Annotated in this window: 12 protein-coding genes and 1 tRNA gene; 11 read left to right on the top strand and 2 right to left on the bottom strand. The window is 64.6% G+C overall.

Translation table 11 applies throughout. The features are described 5' to 3' along the window. The first annotated feature begins 79 nt into the window (after nt 1–79). The 9 genes from ACQY4G_RS09635 to ACQY4G_RS09595 all read left to right on the top strand — a co-directional run bounded on the left by ACQY4G_RS09635 (nt 80) and on the right by ACQY4G_RS09595 (nt 8,689). On the top strand, nt 80–1,693 hold the full coding sequence (locus ACQY4G_RS09635; RefSeq protein WP_421990549.1) for a WS/DGAT/MGAT family O-acyltransferase: 1,614 nt from the start codon (nt 80–82) through the stop codon (nt 1,691–1,693). Beyond that, entirely contained in the window at nt 1,690–2,469 is a 780-nt protein-coding gene (locus tag ACQY4G_RS09630; RefSeq protein WP_421990547.1) for an esterase/lipase family protein, read from the top strand. Before ACQY4G_RS09635 ends, ACQY4G_RS09630 begins: the two co-directional genes overlap by 4 nt. A gap of 124 nt (nt 2,470–2,593) precedes the next feature. Continuing rightward, entirely contained in the window at nt 2,594–2,839 is a 246-nt protein-coding gene (infA, locus tag ACQY4G_RS09625; RefSeq protein WP_007163491.1) for a translation initiation factor IF-1, read from the top strand. 6 nt (nt 2,840–2,845) lie between these two features. Further along, nucleotides 2,846–3,421, top strand: a complete 576-nt coding sequence (locus ACQY4G_RS09620) for a Maf family protein (RefSeq protein ID WP_421990545.1) — start codon at nt 2,846–2,848, stop codon at nt 3,419–3,421. After that, the gene (locus ACQY4G_RS09615; protein ID WP_421990543.1) at nt 3,414–4,394 is read left to right on the top strand and encodes a ribonuclease; all 981 of its coding nucleotides are present in this window, start codon (nt 3,414–3,416) and stop codon (nt 4,392–4,394) included. Before ACQY4G_RS09620 ends, ACQY4G_RS09615 begins: the two co-directional genes overlap by 8 nt. Then, on the top strand, nt 4,384–4,575 hold the full coding sequence (yacG, locus tag ACQY4G_RS09610; RefSeq protein ID WP_067694724.1) for a DNA gyrase inhibitor YacG: 192 nt from the start codon (nt 4,384–4,386) through the stop codon (nt 4,573–4,575). The genes ACQY4G_RS09615 and yacG overlap by 11 nt, the downstream gene beginning before the upstream one ends. Before the next feature lie 90 nt (nt 4,576–4,665). After that, nucleotides 4,666–4,740: transfer RNA gene (locus ACQY4G_RS09605), tRNA-Phe, on the top strand. Nucleotides 4,741–4,915: 175 nt separating this feature from the next. Then, nucleotides 4,916–5,719, top strand: a complete 804-nt coding sequence (gene purC, locus ACQY4G_RS09600) for a phosphoribosylaminoimidazolesuccinocarboxamide synthase (protein WP_067694721.1) — start codon at nt 4,916–4,918, stop codon at nt 5,717–5,719. 123 nt (nt 5,720–5,842) lie between these two features. Beyond that, on the top strand, nt 5,843–8,689 hold the full coding sequence (locus ACQY4G_RS09595) for a M16 family metallopeptidase (protein ID WP_421990541.1): 2,847 nt from the start codon (nt 5,843–5,845) through the stop codon (nt 8,687–8,689). 63 nt (nt 8,690–8,752) lie between these two features. Here ACQY4G_RS09595 and ACQY4G_RS09590 read toward each other — a convergent pair whose 3' ends face one another. Further along, on the bottom strand, nt 8,753–10,978 hold the full coding sequence (locus ACQY4G_RS09590) for a TonB-dependent receptor (protein WP_421990539.1): 2,226 nt from the start codon (nt 10,976–10,978) through the stop codon (nt 8,753–8,755). A 269-nt stretch (nt 10,979–11,247) separates the two neighbouring features. Here ACQY4G_RS09590 and purS point away from each other — a divergent pair, with 269 nt between their 5' ends. After that, nucleotides 11,248–11,481, top strand: coding sequence for a phosphoribosylformylglycinamidine synthase subunit PurS (gene purS, locus ACQY4G_RS09585; protein ID WP_291169641.1), 234 nt, complete (start codon nt 11,248–11,250; stop codon nt 11,479–11,481). Further along, complete coding sequence (gene purQ, locus ACQY4G_RS09580; RefSeq protein WP_421990537.1) at nt 11,481–12,158, top strand: phosphoribosylformylglycinamidine synthase subunit PurQ; 678 nt, start codon at nt 11,481–11,483, stop codon at nt 12,156–12,158. Before purS ends, purQ begins: the two co-directional genes overlap by 1 nt. On the opposite strand, the gene ACQY4G_RS09575 is transcribed toward purQ, so the two are convergent. Continuing rightward, nucleotides 12,159–14,525, bottom strand: coding sequence for a putative bifunctional diguanylate cyclase/phosphodiesterase (locus ACQY4G_RS09575; protein WP_421990535.1), 2,367 nt, complete (start codon nt 14,523–14,525; stop codon nt 12,159–12,161). Nucleotides 14,526–14,603 lie beyond the last annotated feature (78 nt).

The following is a 14,603-nucleotide window of genomic DNA, read 5'->3' as shown; positions in this document are numbered from 1 at the left end:
ACGGCAAGTTGACGGGCGACCGCTAGCTGCTAGCCTCTCCTTTCGCACTCGCAAAAGCGGGGCATGCAAGGGGAACAGGATGCAGCAGCTCCAAGGCATGGATGCGAGCTTTGTCGCGCTGGAAACGCGCAACTCGCCGATGCATATCGGGTCGATCCTGATCTACAATCCGGCAACCGCCCCAGGCGGCTTCGTCCGGTTCAAGGACATCCTCGCCTTCTTCGAAAGCCGGTTGCAGCTTTCCAAGACCATGCGCCAACGCATGGTGCGCGTGCCCTTCGACCTCGATTATCCCTATTGGATCGAGGATCCCGATTTCGATCTCGAATACCACGTGCGACACGTCGCCCTGCCCGCGCCGGGCGACTGGCGGCAATTGTGCATCCAGGCGGCGCGCATCTTCGCCCGCCCGCTCGATCTCGAACGTCCCCCGTGGGAATTCACCGTCGTCGAAGGGCTCGACAATGTCGAAGGCGTGCCCAAGGGCAGTTACGCCTATATCACCAAGGTCCATCACGCCGCGATCGACGGGATGAGCGGGATCGATCTGATGGAAGCGACGCATACGCTTTCGCCCGACGAGCCGCCACCGCCCGGTCCCGACGAGTGGAAACCCGAAAAGGTGCCCAACCCGGTCGAGCTGCTGGGCAAGAGCTATTTCAACGCGATCACCAATCCGCTGAAACAGCTCGAGGTCGCCGCCAAGGCCGCGCCGGGTCTCGCCAAGGCGCTGAAGGGCCTCGCGGCGAAGGAATTCGACGTCTCTACCGAAATGATCGCGCCCAAGACGCGCTTCAATCGCAAGATCAGCCCGCACCGCGTGGTCGAAGGCGTCAGCGTCCCGCTTGCCGATATCAAGGCGATCCGCACCGCGCATGATGGGGCGAAGGTCAACGATGTCTTCCTGACGATCATCGGCGGCGCGATGCGCCGCTATCTCGATAGCAAGGGCGAGCTGCCCAAGAAGACGCTCACCGCCATGGCGCCGATTTCGGTCCGCTCGAAGGGTGAGAAGAATGCGATGGGCAACCAGGTCGCCGCGATGATCGCGCCGCTCGGCACGCATATCGCCGACCCGCTCGAACGGCTCGCCTGGGTCAACAACCGCACCACCAATTCCAAGGCGATGACCGACGCCATGGGCGCGCGCAACATGACCGAGATGAGCAAGGTCAGCCCCGCGCTGTGGATGAGCCTCGGCGCGCAGCTCTACACCCGCCTCAGCCTCGCCAATCGCGGGGTCGGGGCGATCTTCACCACCGTCGTGACCAATGTGCCCGGTCCGCCGGTGCCGATCTATTCCGCCGGCGCGCGGCTGGAAAGCATGATGGGTCTGATCTGCCTGACCGACGGCATGGGCCTCGCGCATGTGGTGCAGAGCTATACCGAGGAAGCGACCATCGCCTTCACCGCCGACCGCGAGATGATGGACGATCCCGAATTCTACGCAGACTGCATTCGCGAAAGCTTCGAGGAATTGCGCGATGCTGCCGCCAAGGAGACCGGCACATCGGCGAAGAAACCTGCACCGAAGAAGCGCACAACCAAGACGAGAGCGAAGAAGCCCGCCGCCAAGAAGCGGGCAGCGCCCAAGAAAAAGCCCGCAGAACCGGTCAAAGGGGGCACCAAGACCTCCGGCGCGCGTTCCAAGCCCAAGGCTGCCCATCCCCTGAAAGGTCCGACCACAGAATGACGACACAAGCAATCGAAGCCCGCCCGCCCAGCCGCCTGCTGACGCTGGCCGAACCGGGACGCGCGATGGGCGAACTGGCCAGTTTCTACGCGCTGCGCCCGCTGCTGTCCGGCCTGCCGCGCGGCGACGGACATGGCGTGCTGGTGCTGCCCGGCTTCATGGCCTCGGATTATTCGACCCGGCCGCTGCGTTCGCTGCTGTCGGACCTCGGCTATGACGCGGTCGGCTGGAACCTGGGTCGCAACGTCCGCGTCGATAATGCCCGGATCGAGGCCATGATGGCCTGCGTCGAGGAATTGCACGAACGCACCGAAGGCACGATCTCGATCGTCGGCTGGAGCCTGGGCGGCGTGTTCGCGCGCGAACTGGCCAAAATGGCGCCCGAGAAGGTGCGCGGCGTGATCAGCCTCGGCTCGCCGATCAGCGACGACCGCGGCCACACCAATGCAAGGCGGCTGTTCGAATACCTCAATGGCGAGGAGCCCGAACCGATGCAGGGCGGCAATTTCCGCCAGCTGGCCGAGGCCCCGCCGGTGCCCACCACCTCGATCCTCACCCGGACCGATGGCGTGGTCCATTGGCGCGGATCGGTGCAATGCGGCGACCATGCCGAATGCGAGAACATCGAAGTGCTGGCAAGTCACTGCGGCCTCGGCGTGAATCCGGCGGCGGTCTATGCCATCGCCGACCGGCTGGCGCAGGCGGAAGGCACATGGAAACCGTTCCGCGCGTCCGGGCTGGCGAGCCTATTCTTCCCCCGCCGCGCGCTGCACTGACGGCCTGAATCGCCTTTCCGGCCCTGACCGGGCGAGCGGAAACGCGCCGAGGCTTCCCTTTTGCCCCCTTCACCGCTAAAGGGCGCGGCTCTTACTGCACAAGCGAACGGACACGACACACTACATGGCGAAAGAAGAACTTCTCGAAATGCGCGGGCGCGTGGTGGAATTGCTGCCCAATGCGATGTTCCGCGTCGAGCTCGAGAACGGCCATGAAGTGCTCGGCCACACCGCCGGCAAGATGCGCAAGAACCGCATCCGCGTGCTGGTCGGCGACGAAGTGCTGTGCGAACTGACGCCCTACGATCTGACCAAGGCGCGCATCACCTACCGCTTCATGCCCGGTCGCGGCGGCCCCGGCCCGCAATAAGCGCAGGTGGGCCAGCCCACACTCATCCTGGCATCGGCAAGTCCCCGCAGGCGCGAGCTTATCGCGCGCCTCGGCATGACGCCTGCTGCTATCGCGCCAGCCGATATCGACGAGACGCCCCATAAAGGCGAACTGCCGCGCGATTATGCCAGGCGCATGGCGCGCGAGAAGGCGGAAGCCGCAGCGCGCGATGACGGACACGTGCTGGCAGGCGATACCGTAGTCGCCGCCGGCCGCCGTATCCTGCCCAAGGCCGAGGACGAAGCGACCGCGCGCCAGTGCCTCGAATTGCTTTCCGGCCGCCGTCACCGCGTCCTCTCGGCCATCGCGCTGCGCGCGCCCGACGGCACAATCCGCGAGCGGCTGAGCGAGACGGTGGTGATCTTCAAACGGCTCTCGGCGCAGGAAATCGACGCCTATATCGCCAGTGGCGAATGGCACGGCAAGGCGGGCGGATACGCGATCCAGGGCATCGCCGAAGGGCTCATCAGCCGCATCCAGGGCAGCCATTCGGGCGTCGTCGGTCTGCCGCTCTACGAAACGCGCGCGCTGCTCAAGGCAGCCGGGTTCGCAATTGCCTGACCCGGGCCCCGAGTGGCTTGTCGAGCACGGCATCGGCGAGAGCCGGGCCCTTCTGGTCGAGGGAGCCGAGGTGCTCGCCGCGAAACTGCGGTGGCGGGGCGACCTTCCGGCCGGCAGCCGCGCTACCGGGCTTCTCGTTTCCAAGCCCAAGGGCCGCAAGCGCGGGCTCGCCCGGCTCGATAACGGCACGGAGGTGATGGTCGATCGCATCCCCGAACGCGTAACCGAGGGCAGCCCCGTACCGATCCTGATCACCCGTGCGGCAATTGCCGAGCGCGGCCGCTTCAAGCGCGCGCAGGGCCGCATTCTCGACCTCCGCGAGGATGATTCGACCCACACGGACAACATTTTCGTCAGCGCGGATTGCGTCCGCCGCCTGCCTGCCGGAGAGTGGGAAGATATCTGGCACGCGGCATCCTCGGGCGAGGTGGAGTTTCCCGGCGGCTCGCTGCTGTTCTCCGTCACGCCCGCGATGACGCTGATCGACATCGATGGCGACCTTTCACCGCGCGAACTGGCGCTGGCCGCGGTCCCCGCCATCGCGCGCTGGCTCCCGCGGTTCGATCTGGGCGGGTCGATCGGAATCGATTTTCCCACGCTGCAAGCGAAGGCCGACCGCAAGGCGGTGGACGCAGCGCTGGAGGAAGCGCTCGCCGGCTTCCCCCACGAACGCACCGCGATGAACGGTTTCGGCTTCGTCCAGATCGTCGCGCGGCTCGAAGGTCCGTCGCTGCTGCACCGATTCGCCACTTCGCGCGTCGCCATGGCCGCACGCATGGCGCTGCGCCGCGCGGAAATGGTCGAGGGGCCGGGCCTGACGCTGCTGACCGTGCATCCCGCGCTCAAGGCCAAGTTCAAGCCTGAATGGCTCGCCGAACTCGAACGCCGCACCGCGCGCGCCGTGCGGGTAGAAACCGACCCGACCCTTGCGATAGAGGCGGCCACCGCCCAGATCGTCCCGCATGACGACTAAACCCGCCCGACCCTGCCCGATCTGCAAGAAACCGCGCAGCAAGGAGCACGCCCCGTTCTGCTCCAGCCGCTGCCGCGACCGCGACCTGTCGCAATGGTTCGGCGATGGCTATGCGGTGCCGGGGCGCCCCGCCCTGCCCGAGGAGATCGCGGCCGAAGTCACAGGCGGCAAGGAAGACTGAATTTGCCCCTTGCCAAGGCGCGCCAGCTTCGCCATAGGCGCGCTCTCATTGCTCGCGGGGCGGCCAACGCCCCTCTTGCCGAAGCAGTGTGCCCGGGTAGCTCAGTGGTAGAGCAGACGACTGAAAATCGTCGTGTCGGTGGTTCGACTCCGCCCCTGGGCACCACTTCGCTACCCCAGCCCGTCCCGATAGACTGACGACCGACATACGCCGCCAGCAGCGCAATTGCGTTTGTCGCGTCGCTTCTGTATGCGCACTGGCATTCGCCCCGGCAGTCGCAATCGCCAGTCGATTCCGTCGCCGGGGCGCAAGTCTTTGAAGCGCTAAGGAATGCACGCCCATGGCACGTCGCCGCCAGATCTACGAAGGCAAGGCCAAGATCCTCTACGAAGGTCCCGAGCCGGGCACGATCATCCAGTATTTCAAGGATGACGCGACCGCCTTCAACGCCGAGAAGAAGGGCACGATCAACGGCAAGGGCGTGATCAACAACCGCATCAGCGAGTATGTCTTCACGCGCCTGTCGCACATCGGCATCCCGACGCATTTCATCCGCCGCCTCAATATGCGCGAGCAATTGGTGCGCCAGGTCGAAATCATCCCGCTGGAAGTGGTGGTGCGCAACGTCGCCGCCGGTTCGCTCAGCAAGCGCCTCGGCATCGAGGAAGGCGAACTGCTGCCGCACACGCTGATCGAATATTGCCTCAAGGACGATTCACTCGGCGATCCCAAGGTCTCCGAAGAGGAAATCGCCTGCTTCAACTGGTGCAGCCATGAAGAGCTGCAGGACATGTCCTCGATGGCGATCCGCATCAACGATTTCCTGTGCGGCATGTTCAGCGCGATCGACATCCGCCTGATCGACTTCAAGCTGGAATTCGGCCGCATCTGGGACGGCGATTACAGCCGCGTGATCCTGGCCGACGAAATCAGCCCCGACGGCTGCCGCCTGTGGGACATCAACACCGGCGAAAAGCTCGACAAGGACCGCTTCCGCCGCGACATGGGCGGCGAAAGCGAAGCCTATCAGGAAGTCGCGCGCCGGCTCGGCCTGCTGCAGAACGACGACAGTGGTCCGGGTGAAGTGCTGGATATGAATGCGCACCGCGGACGGCTGCGGACGCCGTCGAAGCCCAAGAAGTAGCTCGGACGCCTCGGCGAAACGCGGAAAGCTTGGATTCAGGCCGCGTGCGGCATAGCTTGGGGTCTATCCGGCCCCCGCGCCGCAACCGAACAGGTGTCCGTGTCCGTTTCCCGTGCCCGCCGCATGCTCGCGGCGCTCCCGCTTATCGCCCTCGCGCAGCCGCTTGCCGCTGAAGACGCGCCAGCCATCACGCAGGCCGCAACCGTCCAGGCGGTTACCGGCTGGGGCCATCCAGTCTATGACATAGCCCCCGATCCGGCGGTGCGGTTCGGCGTGCTCGACAATGGCCTGCGTTATGCGATCCTGCGCAATGGCACGCCCAGCGATACAGCGGTCATCCGCTTCGGCTTCGATGTCGGCTGGATCGACGAGAGCGAAGACGAGCTAGGCCTTGCGCACATGCTCGAGCACATGGCCTTCAACGGTTCGCGCAACGTGCCCGAAGGCGAGATGATCAAGCTGCTCGAACGGCTGGGTCTTGCCTTCGGGGCGGATACCAATGCTTCGACCGGGTTCGAGGACACGATCTACAAGCTCGACCTGCCGCGCACCGACATGGAGCTGCTCGACACGGCGCTCATGCTGATGCGCGAGACCGCGAGCGAGCTGACCATCGCCGACGATGCGGTGGATCGCGAACGCGGGATCATCCAGTCCGAAACGCGCACCCGCAACAATTTCACTATCCGCCGCTACAAGCATTATTTCGACTTCGTCGCGCCGGAAACGCGTTACGCGGCGCGCTTCCGCGCCGACGGCACCGATGCGATCATCGACACCGCGCCCGGCCAGGCGCTGCGCGATCTCTACCGCCGCTTTTATCGCCCCGACAATGCGGCGCTTGTGGTGGTGGGCGATGTCGACCCCGACACGATCGAGGCGAAGATCCGCGAGCGGTTCGGCGATTGGGCGGTGCCGTCGACGCCCCGGGTCGAGGTCGCGAAGGGCAATGTCGACCTGGCGCGCGGTCCGGCGGCGGCCAATTTCGTCGATCCCGATGTGCAGCACATGGTCGTGATCGATCGCTTTGCGCCCTATGTCGAGCGCAAGCCGACTATCGCGGAAACCGATCGGTCCCGGCTGGTCGCGCTCGGCACCGCGATCCTCAATCGCCGGCTGCAGAGGATCGCCAATTCCGCCGATGCGCCGATCATAAGCGGAGGCGCATCGGCCTCCGACTTCTTCGACATCCAGCGCCGGGCTCAGTTACAGCTCCAGGCGCGCGAGGGCGAATGGCAGCGCGCGCTCGCAATCGGCGAGCAGGAGTGGCGCCGCGCAGTCGAACACGGTTTTACCGAGGCGGAACTGGCCGAACAGCTCGCCAATTTCGAACAGCGCTATCGCGATGCGGCCAACCAGCAGGACACGAGGCGCAACCGCCAGCTCGCCGAGGGCATCCTCTCGACCGCGCGGCGCGAGCGTATCTTCGTCAGTCCGCAGACGACTTACGAGCTGTTCCTCGCCCAGAAGCCGACAATCACGGTCGAAGCGGTCTCGCAAGCCTTCGCCCGGCACTATGCCCTGTCGGACCCGCTGATCCATGTTTCGACAAAACAGGCGATTCCCGACGCGCAGGAGACCATCCTGAAGGCCTGGCGAAGCTCCGCGGCACAACCCGTGGATCCGCCGGAAGACCGTAGCGGACTGGCCTTCGCCTATGGCGAATTCGGCACACCCTCGCCCGTCGTCGCGGACACGACGATCGACGATCTCGGGGTCAGAACCATCCGCTTCGGCAATAATGTTCGATTGAACTTGAAGTTTACGGCCCATGAGAAAGGCCGGCTGCGTTATACGATCCGTATCGGGTCCGGTCAGCTCGCCCTGCCCGCCACGCAAATGGGCCAGGCCGCTTTCCTCTCCACGGTCAGCGCGCTCGGCGGGCTGGGCGAGCATGGCTATGACGAATTGCGCCAGATCCTTGCCGGGCGCCGCCTGACCTACGGGTTCGATGCGGGCGAGGACAAGTTCATCGTGCGCGGCAGCGGCACCATGGCCGATCTGCCGCTGCAGATGCAGCTCAGCGCCGCCTATTTCAGCGATCCGGGGCTCAGATCCGAAATGCTGACGCGCTGGCAGGCGATCCTGCCACCCTATCTCGCGCAGCTCGATGCGACGCCCCAAGCGGTTGCACGCGCGCAGGTGGCGCGGATCGTCACGGATGGCAATCCGCGCTTCGGGATCCCCTCCGAAGAGGAGCTGGCCGCAGTGACCCTTGCCGAAGCACGCCGACTGGTCGCCGACCAATTCGCCGCCGCTCCGATCGAAATCTCCGTCGTCGGCGATTTCGACAGCGAGGCGGTGGTCGCCGCGGTCGGATCGTCCTTCGGCGCGCTGCCCGCCCGGGCCGAGGCGCTCGACGATTGGGAGAGCGAACGCCTCGCGCGGTTCACATCCGACCGCAGCGAGCGCGTGCTGACCCATGCCGGGGCCCCCGACCAGGCGCTGGCCATGACCTTCTGGCCGACCACGGACGACGACGATGCGCAAGAGGAGGCGACCATGCAGCTCCTCGCCACCGTGATGCGGCTTGAAATGCTCGATCGCATCCGCGAGGAACTGGGAGCATCCTACTCGCCCGGTGCGAACTCGGGCATGTCGCATATCTATCGCGATTTCGGGACGTTTTCGACCTCGGCGGTGGTCGCGCCCGGCGAGGCGGACGAAGTCTTCGCAGTGGTCGATGCGATCGCCACGGAATTCCGCGCCGGCCCGATCGATGCCGACCTGCTCGAACGCGCACGCACGCCCCTGCTGGAGAAGATTGCGCTGAGCCGCCGCGAGAATGGCTGGTGGCTGGGTGCGATCGACGAGGCACAATTGCGCGCCGACCGGCTCGACCGCGTCCGCAGCTACGAGGACCGCATCCGCGCGGTCACGCCCGCGATGTTGCAGGACGCCGCGCGGCGCTATCTCGACCCCGCCGAGGCGCTAAGGATCCGCATTCTGCACGAAAGCCTCGTGCTCTGACCATACGAAAAGGGCCGGGAGGATCGCTCCTCCCGGCCCCTTGTCTCAATCCTTCGATCGCGCTCAATAGTTGAGGCGTGCCGAGATACCGAACACGCGCGGATCGTTGACGAAGGCGGTGTTGTTGTTGAAGTCGATGGCCCCCTTAACATTGTCCGCATCGGTGATGTTGCGGACGAACGCGGCCACTTCGAACAGGCCGTCGTTGCGGGCATAACCGATGCGCAGGCCGCCTTCGATCTGGTTGCTCGCGTTGAACTCGAGGCTTTCGTAGATCAGGAAGTTGGTCGCCCCCTGATAGGTCCAGTCGGTGAAGACGAAGACCTCGCCGGCATCGCTCACCGGGAAGGCGTAACGCGCGGTCACGTCTGCGATCCATTCGGGAGCGTTGGGGAACGGGTTGCCGTCCACCAGCGCGCGGGTAGTGCCCGAGAGCACGACTGTCGGGTCGGTCACGGTGCACTGCGCGCAGATGCCCACCGCCAGCGTGTCGTCCTGGATCTTGGTGTCGTTCCAGCTCACGCCGGCAGTGATCAGGAAATCGGGCGTGATCTGGAAAGCGCTGTCGAGCTCGAAGCCCAGGCCGCGACCCTTGTCGGCATTGACCAGCTGCACGAGATTGCCCGCACCGCCCACGGCGGTGAACTGGGGGTCCTCGATCGTGTAGTAATACACCGCGCCGTTGAGGCGGATGCTGCGACCGGCGAATTCCGACTTGAAGCCCGCTTCGTAGCTCATGATCTTTTCCGACGTCGCTACCGAAGGCGGCGAACCGAAGGCCACGTCGCGGCCCTGGATGGTCGGCGCGCGGAACCCGTTGGCCAGACGCGCATAGACGCTGGCCTCGTCGCTGACGTCGAGGAAGGCCGACAGATCCCAGCTCAGGCGATCGTCCTCGACGCTACGGAACTGTGCGCCCGGGCCCGAGATGAACGAGGGCGAGACGACGGCGAACTGCTTCTCGTCGTCCGTCCAACGCAGGCCGCCCGTGAGCTTGAGCACATCGCTTGCCTGTGCGGAAACCTGGCCGAAGACCGCCCAGGCGTCATTGGTGTGACGCACGGTCACCGACGGCGGGAAGTTGAAGCCGACCGTCGTGACGTCGAAATCGCTCTCGAACACGAACATGCCGACCTGCCAGTCGATCATGCCGCCCGGGTTGGAGGCGAGACGAACTTCATGGGTGAACTGATCGAGGTCGATCGAATCCTGCGTGTCCGACGGGAAGGGAATGAAGCCCGGGCCGGTCACGAGGTTGCCACCATCGATATCGCCGCGGCTCGAGCCTTCGCTTTCGGCATAGGCGGTGATGCTGGTCAGCGTGGCGAAATCGGCTTCGTAATCGAGACGGAAGCTGGCGATGAGGGCATCGTAGTCGGCCGGATTGCCGCCGCCCGCGTCGTAGAACACGGTGTCGCGATCGTAATTGGCGTTGAGGTCGTTATTGCCCGGACCGAGGATATTGGCCCGGAACGGCGTGGAGGTGGCGTCGAGATCGCGGAAGGCGATGGTGCCGAGCATCGACAGGCGGCTGTCGGGCGTGATCAGCAGCTGGGCACGACCGGCAAGCTCGTCGAACCCGCCGATGAAATCGTCTTCGCCGGTGAAGCCGTTGTCGATCCAGTTGTCGCGATGCTGGTAAAGGCCCGACAGGCGCAGCGAAGCGACACCGGGAGCGATCGGTACGGTCACGCCGCCGTCCATCGACAACGAGTTGAAGCTGCCATAGCTGGCCGAAAACTGCGCGGTGAATTCGTCGCCCGGCCTGGCGGTATCGATCTTGACGATCCCGGCAGGCGTGTTGCGGCCGAACAGAGTGCCCTGCGGGCCGCGCAGGACTTCGATCCGCTCGACATCGAAGATCGGGAAGGACTTGAGCGTGACATTCTCGAGCACGATCTCGTCCATGACGACCGAAACCGGCTGCGAGGCGGCAAGATCGAAATCGGTGTTGCCGAGGCCGCGAATGTAGAAGCGCGGGGCGGCGCGACCGTTCGAGCTTTCGACGAACAGGCCGGGGACGCGCGCGGCGAGCGCGGTCACTTCGGCGCCGGCATCGAAGATCGTCTTGACCGTGCCGGCATCGAGAGTGGCGGCCGAAACGGCGACGTCCTGGAGGTTTTCTTCACGCCGGTTGGCGGTCACGATGATGGTGTTGAGCTGGCCGTCGGCCGCTTCTTCGGCACCGGTTGCGGCTGCGTCCTGCGCCAGCACGGGTTGCGCGGCAAAGGCCGCCAAAGCGAGAGTGCTGGCACCGAGAAGACGGGCAGCGGTGGAACGGATGGTCATTTGGGGAGAGTTCCTGCTTGAGCACGCGCATGTCGGAGCGGGCATTTGGAGGGATGCGGCGTCATCGCCGTGCGATCCCGATAGCAGCTTGCGCGCCCAAGTGGGGGAACGACGCGGCGCTGTGCGGCAGAATCATTACAATTGTTGCAATCCCGCTACAGCCGTGACTCATATGTCACTTGCCTGACTGCTGCGGGAGGAACTGCGCGAGGCGCTTGAATGCGCGCGGCGGCTGCGCCATAGGCGCGCCAAACGAAAGGCCTCAACGCATGAAGATCCGCGTCCATGTCTCGCTCAAGCCCGGAGTCCTCGATCCGCAAGGTCGGGCCGTCCATCACGCGCTCGAGGGGCTCGGCTTTTCGGGGGTCGAGGATGTTCGCGTGGGTCGGCTGATCGAACTCGACGTCGCCGACGACACCAGCGACGCGGCGCTCGACGAGATGTGCGAGAAGCTGCTCGCCAACACGGTTATCGAGAATTATCGCATCGAGAAGGTCGGCTGATGGCTTTCCGCGCCGCCGTCATCACCTTTCCCGGTTCGAACTGCGACCGCGACATGGCGGTGGCGATCGAGACGGTATCGGGCATCGCACCGATCCGCGTGTGGCACGGCGATGCGCACTTGCCGGAGGATCTCGACTTCATCGCGCTGCCCGGCGGTTTTTCCTACGGCGACTATCTGCGCTCGGGCGCAATGGCGGCGAACAGCCCGATCATGCGCAGCGTGAAGCGCAGGGCCGAGCGCGGCGTGCCGGTCCTGGGCGTGTGCAACGGCTTCCAGGTGCTGACGGAGGCCGGATTGCTACCCGGTGCGCTGATGCGCAATGCCAGCCAGAATTTCATCTGCCGAACCGTCGCTCTATCGGTGGAGAACAACCAGTCGCTGTTTACCGCAGGCTATGACAGCGGCCAGACGATCGACATCCCCGTTGCCCACCACGACGGCAATTATTTTGCCGACGACAACACGCTAGACCGGCTCGAGGGCGATGGGCGCGTGGCCTTCCGCTATGTCGAGAATTGCAATGGCTCGCGCCGCGATATCGCCGGCGTCCTCAATGCGGCGGGCAATGTGCTCGGAATGATGCCGCACCCCGAGCGTGCGGTCGATCCGGCGCATGGCGGAACCGACGGTCTCGCCCTTTTCGAAAACGCGATAAAGGCTTTGGCCGAAGCCTGATCAGGCGCGGGCCAGCCGCTGTTCCATCGCCCGGCGAGCAAACAATCCGCAGACATCCTGAGCGGGCATCGGGCGACCGAAATGGAAGCCCTGGATCTTCGTGCAGCCCATGCCGCGGATCATCGCCGCTTCCTCCTCGTTCTCCACGCCCTCGGCGGTGGTGGTCATGTCGAGGCTGTCGGCCATGGCTATGACCGCGCGGATAATGGCGATCGATTCGGGGCTGTGCTGCGCCGCGCCCTGGACGAATGTGCGGTCGATCTTGATGGTCGAGAATTTCAGCTTGCGGAGGTAGCCGAGCGAAGAATAGCCGGTGCCGAAATCGTCGAGCGCGACCGAACAGCCCAGCGCCATGCACTGTTCGAGCGCCTTGCGGGCCACGCTGGCGTCGCGCATGAAGATGCTCTCTGTCACTTCGATCTCGAGCCGTTTGGGTTCGAGCCGGCTATGCGACAGTGCACGCACGACGGTAGCGGCGAAATCGGGTTCGAGCAGCTGCTCGGGCGAAACGTTGACGTTGACCTTGACGTGCTCGGGCCAGTTCTCGGCCGCCTCGCGGCATGCTTCCTGGAGGACCCAGGTACCGATCGGCACGATCAGCCGCGTGTCCTCGGCCAGCGGGATGAACTTGCCGGGACTGACAAAACCGTGTTCGGCGCTGTTCCAGCGGGCCAGTGCCTCGAAACTGACGATATCTTCGGTCTTGGCATTCACCACCGGCTGGAAATGCAGGAGAAATTCGTCGCGATCGAGCGCATGGCGCAGGGCATGCTCGAGCTGACGCTTCTCTTCTGCATTGGCGTGCAAGGCGGGCTCGTATTCGCGGTGCGTTCCGCCGCCTTCGTCTTTGGCGCGATAAAGCGCGAGGTCGGAATTGCGCAGCAGCTCTTCGACCGTACTTCCATCGCGCGGCCCCATTGCCGAGCCAACGCTGGCACCGACATAAAGGACGTGGTTTTCGATCTCGTATGGTTCCGACAAACGCTCGATAATGGCGCGAGCCAGAAGTTCGATCCTGCCCTTGTGCGGGGCGTCGCGGATGACGACGGCAAACTCGTCCCCGCCGAGCCTGCCGCAAATCTCGCCTTCCTGGATCAGACCCCTGAGGCGGGCTGCGACTTCGGCGAGCATCTGGTCGCCGACCAGATGGCCGAGCGAATCATTGACCGCCTTGAACCGGTCGAGGTCGATCATCAGGAAAGCGCAGCGCGAGCGCCACTTGGCGGCATATTGCAGGGCATCCCCCAACGCTTCGTTGAGCATCCGCCGGTTGGGCAATTGCGTGAGCGTATCGTAGCGCGCCAGATATTCGATCTTTTCCGATGACTTGCGCTGCTCGGTAACGTCTGAGCCGACGCCGCGAAAACCCTGATAATTGCCGAGTTCGTCGACGATCGGCGTACCCGAAAGCTCCCACCAGCGGTCTTCTCCGTCGATCGAGACCTTCACGCTGAGGTTGGAAAAGTTCTCCTTGCGCTTCAGCTTCTCGGCCAGCTCATGCAGGCTTGGCGGAAATTGGCCGCTTTCCCAACCATCGCCCGAAATCAGCTGGAGGAAGGACTGCCCTTCGGTTTCTGCGGGTTCCTTGCCAAGAGCGAAGGCGAACCGGGGCGATACGGCTTTCAGTCGGCGCCTGGTATCGACCTGCCACAACCAGTCGGCCTGACCTTCCTCGAATTCGCGCAGCAGCATGGAGACCACTTCGCTCTGTTCCTGCGATGCGGATTCGGCGAGACGCGCCGTCACGGCCACTCGCGCGCTTTCGACCACGCCGAAGCTGGCAAGCAAGGTGGTCACAAGGACTATCGCTGCCAGGGTGAATTGCAGTGTCACCAGGCTGGCTACCAGGCCGCCAATGCCGGCGGCCACTGTGAAGGCAATGGTGCTGAGCGGCGCGCTGAAACGGCTGGCACTGCTGCCCACGACCAGCATGGCGATCGCGGCCCAGACCAGAACCATCGCGGCGGCATCGGCTACGAGCGCCGAAGCTATCACGCCGAGGGACCAAACCGCGCCCTTGGCTGCGCTGGTGACGGCATGCGATTTCACTTCCGCGAGCGAAATCGGACGCCGGTCCGCATCGCCGAGCCTGATGTCGCCCCGCGCGGAATACACTACGGTGACGAGCAGGCCGATCCCCCATACCACAAGCACGGGGATCGGAACTGTGCGATAAAGCGTCGCAGCTATCAGTGCGAAACCGACCAGATGGAGCGCGAAGCGCGCCACGACGCGATCCTTGAGCACCGCATATTGCTGGCCATGGACCACCGCCCAATCGGTGCCCTCGGGCGCTTCAAGCCCGATAACCTGCCGTATCGACAGCGGCGTCGCTCCTGCGTCCGCGGATGGGGTCTGCTCGCTCACACGCGTAGGGTTAACCGCAAAGGGTTATCTCCGGGTAAAGACCCGATACACCAATTGTTACAGTCGGTTGTCCGCCTT

The organism is Qipengyuania sp. (assembly GCF_965277845.1).
GTDB lineage: Bacteria > Pseudomonadota > Alphaproteobacteria > Sphingomonadales > Sphingomonadaceae > Qipengyuania.
The sequence above is the reverse complement of the archived record's forward strand: the minus strand, read 5'-3'. Positions and strand labels throughout refer to the sequence as shown.